Annotated in this window: 18 protein-coding genes; 10 read left to right on the top strand and 8 right to left on the bottom strand. The window is 34.1% G+C overall.

Annotated features, from left to right (window positions below):
• Both CD127_RS03300 and CD127_RS03295 read right to left on the bottom strand, forming a co-directional pair.
• A partial coding sequence (locus CD127_RS03300) for a GtrA family protein (RefSeq protein WP_206168808.1) occupies positions 1-160 on the bottom strand: 160 nt, incomplete at its 3' end.
• Positions 161-171: 11 nt separating this feature from the next.
• Positions 172-1,659 (bottom strand): hypothetical protein, encoded by a 1,488-nt coding sequence (locus CD127_RS03295; RefSeq protein ID WP_103365763.1) that lies wholly within the window; start codon positions 1,657-1,659, stop codon positions 172-174.
• Positions 1,660-1,766: 107 nt separating this feature from the next.
• On the opposite strand from CD127_RS03295, the gene CD127_RS03290 reads away from it, so the two are divergent.
• Both CD127_RS03290 and CD127_RS03285 read left to right on the top strand, forming a co-directional pair.
• Entirely contained in the window at positions 1,767-2,921 is a 1,155-nt protein-coding gene (locus CD127_RS03290) for a glycerate kinase (protein WP_103365762.1), read from the top strand.
• A gap of 20 nt (positions 2,922-2,941) precedes the next feature.
• Positions 2,942-3,721 (top strand): hypothetical protein, encoded by a 780-nt coding sequence (locus CD127_RS03285; RefSeq protein WP_103365761.1) that lies wholly within the window; start codon positions 2,942-2,944, stop codon positions 3,719-3,721.
• A gap of 176 nt (positions 3,722-3,897) precedes the next feature.
• Here the strand turns inward: CD127_RS03285 and CD127_RS12545 are convergent, their stop codons facing one another.
• Positions 3,898-3,993 (bottom strand): type I toxin-antitoxin system Fst family toxin, encoded by a 96-nt coding sequence (locus CD127_RS12545; protein ID WP_115345419.1) that lies wholly within the window; start codon positions 3,991-3,993, stop codon positions 3,898-3,900.
• A gap of 210 nt (positions 3,994-4,203) precedes the next feature.
• Between CD127_RS12545 and CD127_RS03280 the strand changes: the two genes are divergently transcribed.
• The 3 genes from CD127_RS03280 to CD127_RS03270 all read left to right on the top strand — a co-directional run bounded on the left by CD127_RS03280 (position 4,204) and on the right by CD127_RS03270 (position 7,142).
• A complete protein-coding gene (locus CD127_RS03280) occupies positions 4,204-5,406 on the top strand; it encodes a putative multidrug effflux MFS transporter TcaB (protein WP_103365760.1) in 1,203 nt (400 codons plus the stop codon).
• Between the two features lie 282 nt (positions 5,407-5,688).
• A complete protein-coding gene (scdA, locus tag CD127_RS03275) occupies positions 5,689-6,360 on the top strand; it encodes an iron-sulfur cluster repair di-iron protein ScdA (protein WP_103365759.1) in 672 nt (223 codons plus the stop codon).
• A gap of 20 nt (positions 6,361-6,380) precedes the next feature.
• Positions 6,381-7,142: a class I SAM-dependent methyltransferase gene (locus CD127_RS03270; protein ID WP_103365758.1), complete on the top strand. Its 762-nt coding sequence runs from the start codon at positions 6,381-6,383 to the stop codon at positions 7,140-7,142.
• 76 nt (positions 7,143-7,218) lie between these two features.
• Here the strand turns inward: CD127_RS03270 and CD127_RS03265 are convergent, their stop codons facing one another.
• Positions 7,219-7,695, bottom strand: a complete 477-nt coding sequence (locus tag CD127_RS03265) for a GyrI-like domain-containing protein (RefSeq protein ID WP_103365757.1) — start codon at positions 7,693-7,695, stop codon at positions 7,219-7,221.
• A 159-nt stretch (positions 7,696-7,854) separates the two neighbouring features.
• On the opposite strand from CD127_RS03265, the gene CD127_RS03260 reads away from it, so the two are divergent.
• Positions 7,855-8,466: a C39 family peptidase gene (locus CD127_RS03260; RefSeq protein WP_103365756.1), complete on the top strand. Its 612-nt coding sequence runs from the start codon at positions 7,855-7,857 to the stop codon at positions 8,464-8,466.
• Positions 8,467-8,523: 57 nt separating this feature from the next.
• Here the strand turns inward: CD127_RS03260 and CD127_RS03255 are convergent, their stop codons facing one another.
• Positions 8,524-9,333, bottom strand: a complete 810-nt coding sequence (locus CD127_RS03255; RefSeq protein WP_103365755.1) for a metallophosphoesterase — start codon at positions 9,331-9,333, stop codon at positions 8,524-8,526.
• 329 nt (positions 9,334-9,662) lie between these two features.
• Between CD127_RS03255 and CD127_RS03250 the strand changes: the two genes are divergently transcribed.
• Positions 9,663-11,063: an amino acid permease gene (locus CD127_RS03250; RefSeq protein ID WP_103298452.1), complete on the top strand. Its 1,401-nt coding sequence runs from the start codon at positions 9,663-9,665 to the stop codon at positions 11,061-11,063.
• A gap of 214 nt (positions 11,064-11,277) precedes the next feature.
• A complete protein-coding gene (locus tag CD127_RS03245) occupies positions 11,278-13,479 on the top strand; it encodes a cation:proton antiporter (RefSeq protein ID WP_103365754.1) in 2,202 nt (733 codons plus the stop codon).
• Between the two features lie 53 nt (positions 13,480-13,532).
• On the opposite strand, the gene CD127_RS03240 is transcribed toward CD127_RS03245, so the two are convergent.
• Positions 13,533-15,359: an APC family permease gene (locus CD127_RS03240; RefSeq protein WP_103365753.1), complete on the bottom strand. Its 1,827-nt coding sequence runs from the start codon at positions 15,357-15,359 to the stop codon at positions 13,533-13,535.
• Positions 15,360-15,645: 286 nt separating this feature from the next.
• Here CD127_RS03240 and CD127_RS03235 point away from each other — a divergent pair, with 286 nt between their 5' ends.
• Together CD127_RS03235 and yidC are read left to right on the top strand one after the other, a co-directional pair.
• Positions 15,646-17,148, top strand: a complete 1,503-nt coding sequence (locus tag CD127_RS03235) for a serine hydrolase (RefSeq protein ID WP_103365752.1) — start codon at positions 15,646-15,648, stop codon at positions 17,146-17,148.
• 85 nt (positions 17,149-17,233) lie between these two features.
• Positions 17,234-18,091: a membrane protein insertase YidC gene (gene yidC / locus CD127_RS03230; RefSeq protein ID WP_103365751.1), complete on the top strand. Its 858-nt coding sequence runs from the start codon at positions 17,234-17,236 to the stop codon at positions 18,089-18,091.
• A gap of 180 nt (positions 18,092-18,271) precedes the next feature.
• Here the strand turns inward: yidC and CD127_RS03225 are convergent, their stop codons facing one another.
• Positions 18,272-19,123, bottom strand: coding sequence for an NAD-dependent epimerase/dehydratase family protein (locus CD127_RS03225; RefSeq protein ID WP_103298447.1), 852 nt, complete (start codon positions 19,121-19,123; stop codon positions 18,272-18,274).
• 56 nt (positions 19,124-19,179) lie between these two features.
• Positions 19,180-19,653 (bottom strand): DUF1440 domain-containing protein, encoded by a 474-nt coding sequence (locus CD127_RS03220; protein WP_103365750.1) that lies wholly within the window; start codon positions 19,651-19,653, stop codon positions 19,180-19,182.
• Positions 19,654-19,774 lie beyond the last annotated feature (121 nt).

Genomic DNA, 19,774 nt, shown 5'->3' with positions numbered 1-19,774 from the left:
AAATAATAAAACTCACTACAAAACCTATAATATGACTGAGCATATAATATACATTAAATAACTTTAATAAAATTAAGTACACGAGGTAATAATCAAGCGTATTAATCCCACCGACTATCACAAATTTTATAATTTCATAGTGCGTTTTTGTTAACTTCATAATAATTCTCCTTAGTCGTTTGTTTCTGTAATTTCAAACGGCAATACTTTTATTTTTTTATTATTAGGAATGTGATGATATTCTTTGAAGTTTTCTTTATCAATTTCATTAGTCGGCGTCATGCCACTAAAGTATGTTTCAAATGGTAAATGATGGATGACCAATTCATTTTTATGATTATCCATTTGTGTATGTATAGCGTCTAATCGTTTTTCATTTTCAAAATGCAGTGTAGTACAAACAACAATATATACAATCATTAATAATATAATTAATAATTTAAATATGTTGAACATGGTTTGCGTTAGTCTACCTAGCGTAGTTAAGAGAATGACAGCAAGTAGACACCATAAAGTATATATCATAAAGAAATATTGTGGCACTACTTTTCCAATTAAAAATATAGGAAGAGCATTGAGAATAATTGAAATGCCTATGCCTCCAATAACAACGCGCATATAACGATTCTTCACTATATAGAAACTCGCTATAAATACACTGATATAAAATATAAGACAAATTGCAATATTAATGATGCCATAACTATATAAGATGGCTAATTGTTTCAAATTGAAAGGCACATAAATCAATATTCTATATATTGGCAGTGCGCTAATTCCAAATATTAAAAAGAACCGTTTATATCTAGCCCACTCTTTAAAAGCTACATTATTTACCAATAACATAATTAAAACAATAGCAATTAAACTTATTAAAAGGATATTATCGAAAAATATGTATTGTGGTAACTGTTCAAATAAAGTCAGTTTTATTTTATGGAGGAAACCTAATTCATCTACTTGAGCACGTAAATTCTTGATATTGATAAAATAGTATATGTAGGTTTCATTAAACAACATTATAAATGTACCACATAACGTTAACATAAAGCCTATTAATAAGTTAAAGTTGATCTTCCGCTTCCAAATGAAGTAAATGATTAATGCGCTCAACAGCATCATGACATTATAGAAAGTGAGTGTTTCCGCAAACCATTGGCTTATGACACAGGCAATCCAAAATATACAGATATTCCAAAACTTGAACTCATTTTCCAAAATAAAAGTTGAAACCACAAAATGTAAAATATAGAGTGCAATACAAGTCCCAAATACATAACTATAAAATAATTCAAAATTGCCATAGCTTTGCGCAAAAATTGAATTGGGTATAATAAATATGAAGAGTATTATTAAAATGAATGTATTGGTTGAGAATGTATATGTCACGAATTTGAGCATCATTAAGACGAAAAGTATAGAAATGATGCTATATGAAACGACGCGCAATGTCGCAGATTGCGTAATAGCAAATGCTAAGAGATTACTAATATAATCTCCGTCAATTTGTTCGAAATGATTGGTCACGGCTTGCCTCCCTTGACGACTGCCCCAAAACCAATCTGAACTATGTAAAGGCATCATAAATGCGAAGTAACAGTAAAAGATGAATAAACCTAATAACCAGATGTATAATTCGTGTTGCTTTAATCTAAACATTTCTCTCTCCCTCTTATTACTTAGAAAGACTTATCTAACAGAATTTTAAATTTAAATATTATTATATACTATTTTTATAAATTAACCATTATTTAAAGGGTGAGACTATGCCAATTAATAAAATTGTAATTGCAACTGATTCATTTAAAGAGAGCATGTCAGCTAAAGAAGCTGGTTTAGCCATTCAGCGTGGCTTTCAAAAAATATTTAATGAAACTATCAACTATGACATTATTCCAATGGCAGATGGTGGTGAAGGCACGACTGACGCGTTAAAGGAAGCATTAAATGCTGAAACATATAAAGTGAAGGTTCATGACCCCCTCCATCGCGACATTGAAGCGAGTTACGCACGTTCACAAGATAATGATGTGGCAATTATTGAAATGGCTGCTGCTTCCGGTTTAGACTTGTTGAAATCTCATGAACGCGATCCATTAAAGGCTTCTACCTTTGGTGTAGGAGAATTGATCAAAGATGCGTTTGATCATGGTGTTTCTAAGATTATCCTAGGTCTTGGTGGAAGTGCGACGAATGACGGGGGAAGTGGCATGCTTGCTGCACTTGGCGTTAAATTTCTAGATGAAAATGAGGAATCCTTACCTTTAGGTGGTGGTTATCTTTCACAACTAGCACGTATTGATATGTCTCAATTAGATTCGCGTCTAAAGCATGTGCAGTTTGAAGTCGCTTGTGACGTGAATAATCCTTTACTAGGTGATAATGGCGCAACCGCCGTTTACGGGCCACAAAAAGGTGTTACAGATAAGATGATACCAAAGTTGGATTCCGCCTTAGCTACCTATCATGATATGATTGAAAGAGACATTAATAAAAATGTTAAAGATGTGCCTGGCGCCGGTGCGGCTGGTGGCTTAGGTGCAGGTATTCTAGCATTTTTCCCAAATGCTTCCCTATCCAAAGGTATCGATATCGTTCTTCAGGAAACCCAATTTCCAAAGAGAGTAAAAGATGCAGATTTAGTCATCACTGGAGAAGGAAAAATGGATGCGCAAACGATTTATGGCAAGACGCCCATTGGTGTAGCACAAGCTGCGAAACAGTTTGATATCCCTGTCATAGCAATTTGTGGTAGCTTAGGCGATGGCTATGAAGCGGTTTATGAGCATGGCATTGATAGTGCCTTTAGCATCATCGAGCAACCTATGGAGATAGATGAGTTATTAACTAAAGGGAAAGATAATATTCAACGTACCGCTGAAAATGTGGCACGATTACTCCAACAAGTAATAAACAAATAAATATAAATGAGGTGACCAACATGAAACGTACAGACAAATACAAAGAATCTTATAAATACGATGATCAATATCGTCAACCTTCTAAACAGAATAGGGACCCACGTTATCGCCAAGAGCGCAGACAAAATGATGATGACTACCGTCAGCGAAATGGTCAACGTCGTCCCGAATCAGAAGACCCAAGATATCGTGACGACTATGCCTCACGCGAGGATTATCGTCGTGATGACTTCTATGATGAACATGGCGAACGTTATTACAATGAACGTGATTTCCGTCGCGAACAACAATTAGAAGAAGAAAATGAGAAAAACAGAAAATCTAAAAAATGGTTAATTGCGATTATAGCTATTCTATTAGTGATTGTGGCTATATTTGCTACAAAAGCAATCGTTAATCATATGAGTGGTGAAGATGAGAAAGTTAGCAATGATCCTAATAAAGTTTCTAAAAACTATGAGAATCAAGTAAATGATCAAAAAGATAGTATTCAAAGCCAAGTTGAAAAAGCTAAAAATGATATTAAAGATAAGATTGATAGTGATTCACGTATTTCACAAATTCAAGATGAGATTAATAAACTGAAAAATAATGAAGAAAATAATAATGATTCAAAATTCACTCAGTTTTATCAAGATCAAGTTAATAAATTAAAAGAAGCTAATAATGCGCAACAAAATAATGAAAATCAAGGTAAAGTAGATAGCTTATTAAATGATGTGAATACGAAAGTGGATGACATTAAAAGTAAGCTAGACAATCTTATTAATGGTTCTAAAGACGCAAACAATCAACAGTAATTAGTTAGACTAAAACCTTATTTAATCTTACAAGATACTATTTTTTGCATTCAAATCTACTATGATGTTATAATATAAGTAACAAATATGATGCTAAGCATGATAAACACCGAGCCCGATAACTACTGCGAATAGTTATCGGGCTCTTTTGGTGTATTGACTATGTCGTCGTTTAATTATTTATCACGCTTATTCAGCCAATAAGAATATGACGTGAGTACAACTCCTACTACTATAGGAGCTATTACAGATACAAATATGATGCTGAACATGATGTCACCTCCTTCCATGCTAATTACAGCACAGAAGTAAAACGACGACTTATATATTATACCATCTCCGAATTTACGATGCCCCTATTTACCCTACCAATGCAAACTCCAATTTTTTATCCCTTAATTTAATAAACCTATTTTTATAACTTACAAATGTTTGAAAAACCGATATAATATAATTTACAAATCTTTTCAAGGAGATTCTATATGCAGAATACAACAAGCACTAAACTCCCCTTGTTTTTAGTTATAATTTTAGGTAGCATGACTGCCTTTGGTCCAATGATCATTGATATGTATTCACTTGCGTTACCTACAGTGCAACATCACTTCGGCTCTTCTACTTCTGAAGTGCAACTGACTTTATCATTCGCGATGATTGGGTTAGCGTTAGGACAATTTTTGTTAGGACCTTTAGCAGATGCGTTTGGATATAAAAAAACGGGCATCATCACTTTATGTATCTTTCTTTTAACTTCTGTATGTTCCATCTTTGTGACTCACCTCTCGTTATTTATCGTTATACGTTTGGTTCAAGGATTAACGGCAGGAGGCATTATTGTCATTGCTAAAGCATTTGCAGGCGAAAGATATACAGGTGACTTACTTGCTAAATTTCTAGCTTCACTCATGGTGGTTAATGGTATTATAACGATTATTGCGCCCCTATTAGGTGGATTGTCATTAACGCTAGGTTCATGGAGAATCATTTTCGTTATTCTAACTATTATTAGCCTCTTAATCTTAAGTGGATTTGCGTTGAATATGCCTTCCGAGGTTAATGAAGAACATCGCACATTAAATTTTAAAGCAATCTTCTTAGATTTTGGGCAGTTGTTAAGAAAGCCAGGTTTCGTTATTCCTATGTTCTTACAAGGTTTAACTTATGTCATGTTGTTTAGCTTTTCATCAGCTTCACCCTTTATCACACAGAAGATTTATAATATGACACCTTTGCAATTTAGTGTCATGATTGCAATTAATGGCATAGGTCTTATCGTTGTCAGCCAAAGTGTCGCTATATTAGTTACATATATTGATCGTTATCGTTTGTTTATTTATTTAACTTTAATTCAAATTATCGGCGTTGTATTGATTACAATGACGCTTCTTTTACACGGTCCTTTATGGATATTACTTATTGCTTTCTTCTTAAATGTTTGTCCAGTAGCTTCTGTCGGTCCTCTTGGATTCTCTATGGCTATGGAAGAACGTACAGGCGGAAGCGGTAATGCTTCAAGTTTATTAGGGCTGTTTCAATTTATCCTTGGCGGCATTATTTCTCCTTTAGTTGGTTTAAAAGGGGAATATAATGTTATGCCGTATGTGTTAGTTATTACAATCTCAGCTATATTATTAATCGCCCTACAAGTGATTTATTTTAGACATCACAACCGAAAAAATATTTAAAGTCAGAAAGGGAGCGGGACAGAAATTAAAATAATTTCGTTGTCCCGCCCCGGCAAGGATGACTAGGTTTGAAAAAAGCTTGATTTAAGCGCATTTTCAAATCAGTCAGCTACTGCCAAAATGTTAAAGTAGGCTGAAACATTTTATTTTGTTTTAGCCTCATTTCCTATATATTCACCATTTTGTTATAACTTTTCGACAAATACATGACACCTAACATTCCCCTCTCTTTAAAAAAATAATTATTTTATATAATAGCCAATGTATAAAGGAGGAATTGAAATGATTAATAAAGATTCAATAGTAGCAAATATTGTCACTCAACAACCTTTGGCAGCAGATGTCTTTAGACAATATGGTATCGATTTCTGTTGTGGTGGCAACATTTCAATTGAAGAAGCAGTTCAAAACAAAAAAGTGGATGCTGACACACTTCTAAATAAACTTAATGCATTACCAGTCTCACAACCTGGAGGTATTAGCGTTGAATATCTCGATGCGCCTTCATTAATTCAATATATTCAATCACGTTTCCATCAAACTATACGTGAAGAGTTTAAGAACCTTTCCCCTTACGTTACAAAAGTGGCGAAAGTACATGGCGAAAGATTTCCATATCTATTAGAATTACAAGATTTATATCGTCAATTTAGAGACGGTATGTTAGAACATATGGCTGAAGAAGATGAACAAGCTTTTCCAAAATTAATTGAAATCTCAAAAGGACATGAGGTAGAAAATGCTGATCAAATTATTCAAAGCTTAGTGGATGACCATACAGAAACAGGTCAATTACTCCAATCTATGCGTGAATTAACTAATGATTATCAACCTCCACAAGAAGCTTGTACAACATGGCGTTTAGTGTATAACCGCCTAGAGAATTTAGAGCGTGAAACACATGAACACGTACATCTTGAAAATCACGTTTTATTTAATAAATTTACAAGTTAATCAATGCGAGGTGTTAATGAATGGGAAACAAAAAGCTAGCAGGCCACACATTCTTAGCTACACTAGGTAAAAAGAGGTTACGCCCAGGTGGTAAAGTAGCTACGGATTGGCTTATTAAAAAGGGACATTTTTCAAAAGAAAAGAAAGTTCTAGAAGTGGCATGTAACATGTGTACGACATCAATTGAATTGGCAAAAACATATCATTGCCATATAGAAGGCGTGGATTTAAATAACAAAGCCTTAGAACAAGGCCGAAAAAATGTCGCCAAACATCATTTAGAAAAATATATTCATTTAACACAAGCTAACGCTGCGAAATTGCCGTTTGAAGATAATAGCTTTGACATTATCTTGAACGAGGCGATGCTTACAATGTTGCCTATAGCAATGAAGGAAAAAGTGCTTCAAGAATATTACCGTGTCCTTAAACCAAATGGTATTCTACTTACACACGATATTGCGATTGTTAATCGTCCACTTAAAGAACAAGTAATCACTGAGCTTAGTGATGCCATTAATGTAAAGGTAACGCCTTTAACTACAGAACATTGGTATCAACTTTATCAATCAGCCGGATTTAGCACGATTGAATCTCATACAGGCACATTATCATTAATGTCGCCTCCAGGCATGATTAGAGATGAAGGTTTTGTCGGCACACTTAAGATTATTAAAAATGCCTTAAAACCTGCTAACCGCACGATGTTCTTTAGAATGTTTAAAACAATGCGTAAACATAAAAACAACATGAACTATATCGTTCATGCTGTTCGAAAATAATTGATCCAATAATGATTCCACTGTGATTTAACTTTTCTTAAGCCACTTACAATGGAATCATTTTCTTGTGCAAAGATTAGCGAGAAATAGGCACCCAAATTTCTGTAATATAATCGTCGCTTTGAGTATTTCCTGGTAAATAATGTTCAAAAAACGGTGCCTGTTTAATTGTGACATCAAGCTGTGGTAATACGTTTTGATGGATTTGTGCGATGGTCTCTTTAACAGCTTGAGGAACTTTACCCACAGCATCAAATATAATATATGTTTGTGCTTCTAAATCTAGCATGTCATAATTTTCTTCATTATCAACTTCTTTATCTGTAGGTACGCCAATCATATACTCCATTGTTCCGTTGTCCAACATATAACAAATTCCTAATATTCCAGATAATTTATGATTACTTTTTTCGATTATTTGTTCGGTTAATTGTTTATCGTTTACTTCTTGCCAAAAATCAGGAATGCCTTGTTGCATTTCTCTGCCATTACTGAATCTTCGCTTTATTCCTACAAACTTTAATTTTTCTAAATCTTTAATTCGGTAGTCCATTTTGTCCTCCTTTTCAGAAAATCAAAAATACAAATCTCTTTAATAACTATTATATACCCAGTTCAAATTGATATACGAAAGACCTATGAGGGTATATAATGAATTTACTTTAAATAGAACGCGCGCAACATGTTACGAGTGAATGAAGGAGAACTTATTATGAAGAAGACCATCTTGCCTGTAAAACCGATTAGCCAATTATTTCCAATTCCAATGGTTATGGGATGTGAAGGCGTTTCAGCAGCTATGTTACTTCAATATAATCATTATGATATTAAGGCAACAGACATTATGAAGCATTGGCCTACGCATCCGAATAATCCACATAAAGGTTATGTCGGTCATCAACTATTGATTAAATTTGGACATCATCAAACTATCTTTCCAGATGCCTATGTCCCCTACTTACAAACGTTTGACGACCGCTTCGTTGACGGTACAGGTACAGACTTGACTGAATTAGAAGATATTATCGACCAAGGCCAACCTATTATTATGTATCATACTAGTCTTGGAGATGCACCTAGTCGCAAAAAGTTTAAATTTGATAATACAACTACCGAGTTAGTTTCTAATATTCACGTAACATTGTTAATTGGTTATGATGAAGATTATTACTATTATATTGATCCGTTATGGAGTCACATATTTCGTAAATTTATCTTCCCTGCTATTGTTCCAAATCGCTTTCAAGTGATTAAGATTGGTAAAAAAACAATGGAACGCAGTTTTAATGAGCCTGGTAAGAAGTGTATTTATCTTCAACCATAATAAAACCTCGCTAAGTCATCTTGTTTAATGCCTACTTAGCGAGGTTTTTTCCATATTTTAAATCTCGAAATCCACTAATGTATGATTCATTTCTGTGTCTATATCATCAGTGCGCCATTCACGTCGATAGCCTAGACAAGGACACATATAAGTAATGCCTTTATCAACAATAGTCTTACGGAAATGAACGTGACCCATAATACTATATTGAATAGGATATTTTTGATATAAACTATCAAAATCACGCGTGCCAATAAACGCATTGAAGAAATCGAATATTCTATGAGGTGTTGGCACGACAAATTGTGGATGCGTCACAATATGCGTCATTAAAATAATGTTCTTATCACTCACGCTTGTTAAATCCTTTTCAGTTTGTGTTGCTGCCAATTGAGAGAGCGCTCTATCATCTGTTTGCCAATCTATCTTCACCTTATCTTGCCATGTTGCCCCATAATATTTACCTCGTTCAATACGCTCAAGGTCAAACTTATCATCAGCATAACTATAATCGTACCAAGCCGTATGACCGACTATCGCCCATTCATCGTTAATCTCATAAGGCTTTCCAATTAAACATTCTGGTTTTTCAGCATAGAATTCATAAATTTCTTTAGAAGTAATCGTATCATCCGGCGCCCAATAATCGTGATTTCCAGGTACAAATAATACTGGAATGGATATATTATATTTTAACTCACGAATAAACTGATAGCCTTCTTGAAAATGATTTGAAATATCGCCAGCGATTAATAATAGGTCTATATCTCTTTTTTTAACCACACGTGTGAGCGATTCTAAATAAGCTTGCGCATCCAATTTCGGATTTCGATCAATATGCAAGTCTGATATGGCTCCAATTTTCATATACTTGTCCCTCTTACTCGATAATTTATTAAGTTTCAATTATTATGTCACATTAACCTCTAAATTTAAATTATTCTGATTATTGCATTTTAATAAATATATTTGTATTTCTAAAAATTAAGAGTATAATAAAAATAACTTTTAGCAATGGCACATAATTTAATAAAATTAAAAATTAACACTACTCAAATAACAGAATATTCAAACTATTACATACTACCGTTTATCTAATTTTACGTTCATCTGTTAAAAGTGGAACTTTAAACACAAAAACAAGAAAGCGTTTTCACAAAAGATTATGAACACCATGCTTTCTGAGGAGGAAGTATATGGCAAGACAGTTAGAGAGAGAATTAAGTAACAGACACATTCAGTTAATTGCAATTGGTGGCGCTATTGGCACAGGTTTATTCTTAGGTTCAGGGCAAACAATTTCCTTAACAGGACCTTCATTACTAATTACTTACATGATTATTGGTGCGGTACTCTTTGCCTTTATGAGAGCCTTAGGAGAATTATTATTAAGTAATACACGCTTTAATTCATTTGTAGATATTGCGAATGAATATATCGGACCTTTTGGAGGGTTTGTTATTGGATGGACGTATTGGCTTTCTTGGATTGCTTCAAGCATGTCTGATTTAACAGCCATGGGACAATATTTTAGTTTCTGGTTCCCGCAAGTCCCTCACTGGATTACAGTTCTATTTATAGTACTCATGCTTATTTCATTTAATATGCTTGGTGCTAAATTATTCGGTGAATTAGAGTTTTGGTTCTCAATTATTAAAATCGTAACTATCATTGCGATGATTATTGTAGGTCTCGTGATGGTCTTCTTCTCATTCAGAACATCATATGGTCACGCCTCATTTGGTAACTTAATCAATCATGGCGGTATTTTCCCTAATGGCCCGTTTGGTTTCTTAATGGCATTCCAAATCGCCGTATATTCATTTATTGGAATTGAGTTAATCGGTGTTACTGCCGGAGAAACAAAAGATCCAAGAAATGTGATTCCTAAAGCCATTAACAACGTACCTGTACGTATTTTATTATTCTATGTGGGTGGCTTATTAGTCATCATGTCAGTTATTCCATGGAATAAAATCAATTCAAATAGCAGTCCATTCGTAACAATGTTCAGTTTAATTGGTTTACCTTTTGCAGCAGGATTAGTTAACTTTGTAGTCTTAACTGCAGCTGCTTCAGCTACAAACAGTGGTATTTATTCAAATAGCCGTATTTTATTCGGCTTAGCTAAACAAGGATTAGGACCTAAAGTATTAAGTAAAACTAATCATAATAGTGTGCCATACTTATCTATGTTGGTTTCATCTGGCGTATTACTTGCAGCTGCTTTACTTAACTTTATCTTCCCTGATGCAATGCAATTATTTATTTACGTTACAACATTATCAACCGTCCTCTTTTTAGTTGTATGGGCGATGATTATTATTTCTTATATTATCTATGTACGTAAAAATCCAGAAGAACATCGTAAAAATAAATTCAAATTATTTGGCGGAAAAGCAATGGCATATGTTGTCCTAGCATTCTTCTTCTTTGTCTTTATCTTATTGTTCTTTAGTGCAGATACAAGAATGGCAGTTTTCATTTCACCATTCTGGTTTATATTCTTATTCTTCTTATATAAAAAATATAAAAAGAACGCAGAAGCATTGGCAGAACGCACACGTAAACAAGGCCGTAACTCTATTAACTACTAAGTTTGCGTCTTTATTATCTATCTTAGCGAAGTACATTCAAATGCGATTGTACTTCGCTATTTTTTAGTTTAAGTTAAGATTTTTAAAGGTAGAATATATAGAACAAAATAAGTTAAATTAAAAATTCTTTTGAATCGTAGTTATACTTTTTTGATAGCTTATTTAACTTCATGTAAAATAGTACTATTATCAAAATTTAATAAAGGAGTTATATATGGAACTATTAGAAGCTTTTCTCTTATTTATCTGTGCAGTAATTATTAGTTCTATTATTTATAATAGGTTCCCTAAAATTCCTACTGCTTTTATTCAAATTGCGTTAGGTGTCTGCCTTTTTATCCTCCCTATTCCAATTCATTTTGAATTTGAATCAGAAGTATTTATGATGGCAGTCATCGCCCCATTATTATTTGTCGAAGGAACCCACGTTTCTCGCACGAAATTAATGGAATATCGCAAACCCGTTATTTTAATGGCAATGGGACTGGTATTTACGACCGTTATTGGTGTAGGTTTCTTCATCCATTGGATTTGGCCAAGTCTACCTATGCCTGCAGCGTTTGCTATCGCAGCCATTCTCTGCCCTACCGATGCCGTAGCCGTTTCAGCTATTACAAAAGGTAAAGTCTTACCTAAAGGTTCAATGTCCATCTTAGAAGGCGAATCATTACTTAACGATGCTGCTGGTATCATTTCATTTAAAATTGCAGTGACAGCATTAGTTACTGGCAGTTTTTCAGCTTTTGACGCTATTAGCCAATTTATTATTTCAACTATCCTAGGTATTTTAGTTGGTATCATTGGTGGCGCATTAGTCGTTCGTTTAAGAATTTATTTAACTGCAAATAAAGGTTTAAAAGACAGTAATACCTTAACATTTATCCAATTACTCACACCTTTTGTCGTCTACTTCATTGCAGAAGAAGTACATGCCTCAGGTATCATCGCTGTCGTGGTTGCTGGATTAATTCACGGCTTAGAACGCGATCGTTTAATTCGTGCCCAAACCGAATTACAAATGAACTACAACCAAATTTGGAACACACTAAGTTACGCATTAAATGGCTTCGTCTTTGTTGTGTTAGGTTTCATCGTGCCTGAAGTATTTATGGAAATTATCCATAAAGAACCTCAAAATATCACTTTCCTTATTATGGTTACATTACTGATTGCACTTGCGATTTATGTCTTCAGATACATATGGGTATATTTATGGTTTAAAGATTTTTATTATCCTAAAAATGTGCAGTCCTACCTTGATGAAGAAGAAGACGCGGGACCGCCTAAGCGTAGCCATTATGCGTTTATTATGACGATGTGTGGTATTCATGGTACCATCTCGCTTTCTATGGCCTTAACCTTACCTTATATGATGAATGGTAATCATGAATTTACTTATCGCAACGATTTATTATTTATTGCATCTCTAATGGTATTGATTAGTTTAATTATGGCGCAAATTGTTTTACCTATCATTACCCCTTCTGAAAAGGTCTCAGATTTTAAAGGCATGACTTATCAATCAGCTAAAATCTTTATGGTTCAAAACGTGCTTGATGCCTTTAAGAAAAAAGCCAAAGACAATAAAAACGTAGATTATCGCCCAATTCTCAACCAATATTTTAATGAATTATCATTCTTAATTAATATGGAACCGGATAATCAAAATACGAAAGAATTGCGTCGACTACAAGAGATTGCTGAAAAAGAAGAAACTGAAACACTTGAACGTTTAATTGACAAAGGTCGTATTTCTAAAAAAGATTTAACAGACTATCGTAACGTGATGGAATTCAGTCAATCTTATCGTGAAATGTCATTTGTACGTAAAGTAAGTCGTCTTTTCAAAATGATCTTCCTACGCTTTAAAGCTAGAAAAGATTCACGTAAGGAAGCACACAAAATTCATAAGGAAGATCGTGCACTTATGCGTGAAGAACATAGAGCAACGTCTAAAGAGGATCATGCATCCATCAAAGAAAAACGCGAAGAATATAAACAAGAACGTTATAAAGTGAAAGAAGAACGTAAAGCACAACGAAAAGCGTATAGAAATAGCTTCAACAAAGTACAACAAATTATGCGTGTCGTGAATCACAACATCATTATGAAAATGCGTGAGGAACAAAACAGTTCAAATGTTCTTGAAGTAAGTTTAATTATTAACCAATATCACGCGTTGTCACGTACAATTCGTCAAAATCAAAACAGAAAACAACAAAAAGAAGAAAACAAAGAAATTTATGCTTTAACAACGCAACAACAACATGAAGTTAAACTTGAAGCCTTATACATTCAACGTCAATTACTCGATGAATTGATTGCTCGTAATAAAATAACGAATGAAATTGCAACACAGTTACGTGAAAATATAAACTATAACGAAATCGTTCTATCACATGAAGCACAACATTAAATAATTATAAAAGCAGGAACTTGAAAAATAATATTTCAAGTTCCTGCTTTTTACTATTTCTGTAATTTAAATGGTACTGTCGCTAAAATAACATTTTTTTGATAGAACAAGTGCATTTTCAAACGAATACTAGTTTGGTTATGCAAGAAATTGTGCCATGATTTTTTAGTAATAAACTGCGGTACTACTACAGTAATCACATAATTTTTATCATTCGCTTTTTTATTAATTTTATCAATAAAGCGTGAAATCGGACGAATCACACTACGGTATTCTGAATGTACAATAACTAAACGCACATCTGGGAAATGTTTTTTCCACTTTTCAGCAAAAGCTTTATCCGCTTCATCGCCAAATGAGACATGCACGGCGATAACATCATCCGCGATCATCTGTGCATAATAAACAGATTTATCAATCGCAGATGTAATTGTACTTACAGGTACCACTGCTAAGTTTTTATCAACAATTGGCATATCTTGTATCATTGCAGTTGATTTCAATTGTTTCGCAATATCTTTGTAGTGACAATTGATACGTAAGAATACGTAAACCACAATTGGTAAAAAGATTAAGGTTGGCCATACATGTGAAAATTTAGTAATCAAGAAAATCATAAATACGATGAAAGTGATTGTGCCACCCACTGCATTCGCGATGAGTTTCGTAGCCCAACCTTTTTCGCGTCCTCTAATCCATTTAAGCACCATGCCGTATTGCGCTAAAGTAAATGGAATGAACACACCTACCGCATATAACGGAATTAAGTTCTCAGTTTTACCATTGAAAATAATAATTAATAAAATCGCACAAACGCCTAAAGTAATAATTGAGTTAGAATAACCCAAACGGTCACCACGTACTCTGAACATACGAGGCATATATTTATCTTTCGCCATGCTTGCCGCTAACATTGGGAAAGCTGTAAAACCAGTATTGGCAGCTAATACAAGAATCATTACTGTAGTAGCTTGTACAAAATAATAGCCGACATTATGTCCTAAAATGTTCGCTGCTAATTGAGATAATACCGTTGTTTCAGTTTGTGGCATAATACCATACCAATAAGCTAAACCTACAATACCTACTAATAAGAAGGCTAAGATACCGCCCATAGTAACTAATGTCTTAACAGCATTTTTAGGACCTGGATCTTTAAAGTTCGTAACAGCATTGGAAATTGCTTCTACACCTGTAAGTGATGACGCCCCTGATGAAAAAGCTTTTAATAACAGGAATAACGTCACACCTGGTACAGCTGTACCTACACTTGCATGCATATGAGGTGTTGCTTGGCCTGTCGCAACTTTCCAAACACCGATAATAATCATAATAATTAACCCGATAATAAATAAATAAACTGGATATGATAATACAGTGGCTGATTCAGTTAAACCACGTAAATTCATAATCAAAATAAATAACACTAATAAACATGCGATTAATACTTTGTGATGATATAAAGATGGGAAAGCTGCTACAAATGCATCAGCACCTGACGCAATACTAACAGCTACCGTCAATATATAATCGACAAGTAAAGAACCACCTGCAAGTAAGCCCCATTTCTCTCCTAAGTTTGTCTTAGACACCATGTAGGCGCCGCCACCTTTAGGATAGGCATAAATAATTTGGCGATACGATAAAATTAACGCAGCCAATAGAATTAATACCGCACAAGCAATAGGTAACGTATACCAAGATGCAATTGCTCCTACAACAGATAATGTAATTAAAATTTGTTCAGGACCATACGCAACGGATGACAAGGCATCGGATGATAAAATGGCTAGCGCTTTGAAATTACTGATTTTTTCATTTTTCAAATCTCTATTTCGTTTAGGCTTACCAATTAAAAGTCTTTTAAATTGAGTGAACATTTAACCCTTACCTCTTTTATATTCAATTTCAATGGATAAAATATACTCCCATTTCTGATAAATGTATAGCCACTAACATAAGATTTATTAGATATTTATACTCTTAAAGTTACTTTTTACCATTATATTTTCAGGCATATTTTTATAATATAGTTATCTCAAAAATGTTGCTAGCAATGTATAAATCCCTTTATTGAGCTATTTCAAAAAAATGTTGCTATACTTATCACAGATATACATTTAGGTTGCTCACTATATAGAAAGTTATTTAAAGGAAATAGAAAGAATGAAAAAGAAATTATTGATAAGTGGTATTATTTTGCTCATTATTGTGGCTATCATTTCAATAGGTATCAAAAAGAAACCTAGTTATTCTATGTTTAGCCCATCCTCTCAGATTTACATTGATAAAATGGTTACAAATGAAATGAAGGATGACCACATTCCTGGTATGTCGGTATTAATTATTAAACATAACAAAGTGTTTCTTAATAAAGGTTATGGCTACGCTAACATTGATAAGAAGATTAAAGTCTCTCCAAAGACACGTTTTGAAATTGCATCTAACACAAAAGCATTTACTGGCTATGCCATTATGCAATTAGTACAAGATGGCAAAATTAAATTAAATGATAACGTAAGTAAGTACATACCTGGATTTTATATGAAGTATAAAGGTAAGAAAGAAGACATTACTGTTGATCAGTTAATCGCCCAAACAAGTGGTATTCCTGGCGGTATCACTGATAACGATAAAATTACTAAAAAGAATAATAATTTAGCTGGTATAGTCGACAGTATTAAAGGACGTGCACTTGATTCGAAGCCTGGCAAAGAGTTCCAATATTCCAATATGAACTACGATATGTTAGGCCTTATTGTACAAAACGTCTCTCATGAATCTTATTCAAACTATATGAAGAATCATATTTTCAAACCATTAAATATGCGTCACTCAACTACTAAAGAAAGCAATGAGAAAAAAGCATACGATGCTCAAGGATATAAAGTGAAATATGGTAAGGCTTATGCCTATAATCCAGATTTCAATCTTGGTGACAACCCTGCTGCTTATATGATGACAGGCACTAAAGATTTAGAGCCTTGGATTCGTTTCCAACTCAACACACATTCTAAGCAAAGTGCATTAATTAAAGAAACACATCAACCTAAAGTTGAAACCGAACAAAAATCTGCGCCAACAAGTTACGCTACTGGTTGGTTCGTAGACGAGAGTGCGAAAGATGCATTGGTTTATCACCCTGGCACATTAGAGAATTATTCGTCATACATTATTTTGAATCCTAAAAAAGATTACGGCATTGTCGTGCTCGCGAATGCCTATTCTAAAAATGTTCCAGAACTTGCACAGCATTTAAATACTCAGATGAGTGCGAACCAACATGTTACGACACTTCAGAATTTAATTAATCAATGGCAAGGTCTTATCATTGCGCTCACAGTTATCATAGGACTAGCTATTATTAGTATTTTAGTGTTCATTTATCGTTTCATCACTAAACATAAACCTGTACAGTTCAATTTTAAATCACGTAACAACAAGCTAAGAATTTTGATGTTGGTAGTGGCCTTTGCACTGACTATTGGTATTATTCATTTATTACCATCGATTATCTTAGCTAATACAGATTGGCATTTCATCATGTCGTGGCTACCTACATCTGCCAAAGTAGCGTTAATGAGCGTACTCATACTTTTAACAAGTGTATTCGCATTTTTATTCTTGAAAATTATAACAACCACATCTCACTCAAAAGATAAGAAATAGTTAGTATAAATAAGTATGAAATGTGTTAAGCTAAACATACTAAAGACTAAGATTATTAAAGACCTCAATGCATAGGAGTAGAGACATGAAAAAGAAATGGTCCTTATTCTTTATGAGTCTAATTGTCTTATTAACTGGGTGCGATTATTCTCACAAAGAAGATCAACACGGATTCTTTTACACAATATTTGTCAGACCAATGGATGCGCTACTACATTTCTTAGGACGCTCATTCCATGATAATTACGGGTTGGCAATTATCGTTATTGTGCTGATTATCCGTCTTGTGTTGATGCCTTTAATGTTTGTTCAAGTTAAAAATATTCACGTCGTACGTGGCAAAACAAAAGTTGTTAAACCTGAAATTGATAAAATTCAAGAAAAGATTAAAGAAGCTAAGACACCCGAAGAAAAAAGTGCAGCGAATAAATTATTAATGAAGAAATACAACGATTACGGTATTAATCCATTTAAGAATTTAATTGGAACATTACCTATTTTAATTCAAATCCCTATCCTATTAGGGTTGTATACTTGCATTAAATATCCAACAAGTGGTGGTATTATTCAACATCCCCACTTCTTATGGTTCAACTTAATGCATACGGATATCGCTATGACTTGTATCGCTGCCTTCCTTTACTTTATTCAACCATTAGTGAACTCCATTCACTATCCTAAGAATGAACGCAGATCGTATTACGTTATGATGATTTTATCTCCATTATTCATCATCTACGCTTCCCTACAATCCGCTTCTGCACTGAGTCTATATTGGGCAGTAAGTGCAACATTCTTAATTATTCAAATGCATTTTGCACATAGTCATTATGCTAAGATTGGTAAAGCTGAAGGTGAAAAGTTAAAACAACGTATTGAACGCCAACGTCGTGAATCAAATACACCATCGCAAACAGAACATACACAAGAGCAAGAACAATAAATCCAAATATAAAGGGAGCGGGACAGAAATTAAAATAATTTCGTCGTCCCGCCCCGGCAAGGATGACTAGGTTTGAAAAAAGCTTAATTTAAGCGTATTTTCAAATCAGTCAGCTACTGCCATAATGCTAATGAAGGCTGAGACATTTTATTTTGTCTCAGCCCTTTTTCATTATTATTCTTATTTCAATGGATGCATGCCATCTTTCCAAGTATTATAAATTAATTTACCGCCTTGGGCTTTAAATTTATCGTTCGTAATACCTCTTTCAAATGGTTGTGCAGGTTGAATTGTTATTTTAGGATCGACGCCAACTTCTTTAGCGTACCATGACGCAAAGTCTGAACCTTTCACTGGTTCGTCATCTGCCACATTATAAATACCATTATCGAAGTCCATCGCTTGAATTGAAACTTCAACTGCATCATCTAAGTGCACAAATGAAGTTACGCCATCTGACATTGTCACTTCACCATCTTTAAATTGGTTATAAATCATGCCGTCTTTACCGTACCAAGTACCTGGACCATATAACCAACCGAAGCGTAAGATGACATATTTGTCCATGCGTGCTGTTTCTTTTTCAAGGCCAACAACACCATCAACGGTAATTTTACGATCCCCTTCAGAATTGTAATCAAGCGGTGTTTCTTCAGTTGCTAAACCTTCGCCAGGTTCATACATGAAGCCAATACTTTGCGCTACAACTTTCTTCACATCATATTTTAAAGCTGCATCCGTTAAGTTTTTACCGCCTTCAACACGTACTTTCGTATTCGCTGCCATATCCACATTTTTCAAATCAGTAATTTGATTAATAATGATTTCTGGGCGGAAATCTCCAATTGCTGCGTCAATCGTATCTGCTTTTAAGATGTCGCCAATATACGCTTTCACGTTAAGATTTTCTAATTTCTCTTTACCTTTTTCAGATGTCGTGAAGCCTGCTACTTCGTGACCTTCCTCATTCAAACGTTGCACTAATCTTGTACCGATTAATCCTGTCGCGCCTGTTACAAATATTTTAGCCATACTTTATACTCACCTTTCCATTTCTCTTTTTTGAAAATGAATATCCAAACTCTTACTTATTTTCCAGAAGTTCGAACTAGATCAATAGTATTCATCCATACAACATGACCTAGCAATTCTGAAATACGCTCTTCAATTGGTAAATCTTTAACTGGAGGCGTCAATTCTAGTTTCGGTAAAATATATTCATGGAATGCGATATGCACGGCTATACCGAATAATGAACCTTTTAAAGCCGTAACCTTTGAACATTTTTCAGCTAATAAACCATAAGCAAATGCATTAGCTACTGAGAAACCATAATGAATGCCCATTACTGTCACAGGAATATCATTTCCATTGTAGTGATATGTTGCATTCTTAATATTCTCAGGTAGACCTAATTTATTAAGTAATGTCATTGGCGGTGGCTCTTCATCGCGTTCAGGTGTTCTAGGAGGCACAAGACCTTCCCAGCCCATCTTTACAGCACCACTTAACAGACCACCTACAACACCAGTTATAAGGATACGTTTCGTTGTTTGATTCATTATTATCACAACTCCTATTTTGTCGATAATCTTTTCAATTATTTATAGTTTTACCCCAAAATTAAAATTTTTAAAAGTAAACATAATTGAAGCCCTTGAATATCACATTTACATGCAACTT

This window comes from Staphylococcus petrasii (assembly GCF_002902565.1).
In the GTDB taxonomy this organism is placed as follows: domain Bacteria; phylum Bacillota; class Bacilli; order Staphylococcales; family Staphylococcaceae; genus Staphylococcus; species Staphylococcus petrasii.
Note: the sequence above shows the minus strand (reverse complement) of the source record. Positions and strands in the feature narration are given on the sequence as shown.

Excerpts from the sequence above, each read along its gene's own strand:
- CD127_RS03295 (WP_103365763.1), bottom strand. The coding sequence starts at position 1,659 with ATGTTTAGATTAAAGCAACACGAATTATACATCTGGTTATTAGGTTTA.
- CD127_RS03290 (WP_103365762.1), top strand. The coding sequence starts at position 1,767 with ATGCCAATTAATAAAATTGTAATTGCAACTGATTCATTTAAAGAGAGC.
- CD127_RS03285 (WP_103365761.1), top strand. The coding sequence starts at position 2,942 with ATGAAACGTACAGACAAATACAAAGAATCTTATAAATACGATGATCAA.
- CD127_RS12545 (WP_115345419.1), bottom strand. The coding sequence starts at position 3,993 with ATGTTCAGCATCATATTTGTATCTGTAATAGCTCCTATAGTAGTAGGA.
- CD127_RS03280 (WP_103365760.1), top strand. The coding sequence starts at position 4,204 with ATGCAGAATACAACAAGCACTAAACTCCCCTTGTTTTTAGTTATAATT.
- scdA (WP_103365759.1), top strand. The coding sequence starts at position 5,689 with ATGATTAATAAAGATTCAATAGTAGCAAATATTGTCACTCAACAACCT.
- CD127_RS03270 (WP_103365758.1), top strand. The coding sequence starts at position 6,381 with ATGGGAAACAAAAAGCTAGCAGGCCACACATTCTTAGCTACACTAGGT.
- CD127_RS03265 (WP_103365757.1), bottom strand. The coding sequence starts at position 7,695 with ATGGACTACCGAATTAAAGATTTAGAAAAATTAAAGTTTGTAGGAATA.
- CD127_RS03260 (WP_103365756.1), top strand. The coding sequence starts at position 7,855 with ATGAAGAAGACCATCTTGCCTGTAAAACCGATTAGCCAATTATTTCCA.
- CD127_RS03255 (WP_103365755.1), bottom strand. The coding sequence starts at position 9,333 with ATGAAAATTGGAGCCATATCAGACTTGCATATTGATCGAAATCCGAAA.
- CD127_RS03250 (WP_103298452.1), top strand. The coding sequence starts at position 9,663 with ATGGCAAGACAGTTAGAGAGAGAATTAAGTAACAGACACATTCAGTTA.
- CD127_RS03245 (WP_103365754.1), top strand. The coding sequence starts at position 11,278 with ATGGAACTATTAGAAGCTTTTCTCTTATTTATCTGTGCAGTAATTATT.
- CD127_RS03240 (WP_103365753.1), bottom strand. The coding sequence starts at position 15,359 with ATGTTCACTCAATTTAAAAGACTTTTAATTGGTAAGCCTAAACGAAAT.
- CD127_RS03235 (WP_103365752.1), top strand. The coding sequence starts at position 15,646 with ATGAAAAAGAAATTATTGATAAGTGGTATTATTTTGCTCATTATTGTG.
- yidC (WP_103365751.1), top strand. The coding sequence starts at position 17,234 with ATGAAAAAGAAATGGTCCTTATTCTTTATGAGTCTAATTGTCTTATTA.
- CD127_RS03225 (WP_103298447.1), bottom strand. The coding sequence starts at position 19,123 with ATGGCTAAAATATTTGTAACAGGCGCGACAGGATTAATCGGTACAAGA.
- CD127_RS03220 (WP_103365750.1), bottom strand. The coding sequence starts at position 19,653 with ATGAATCAAACAACGAAACGTATCCTTATAACTGGTGTTGTAGGTGGT.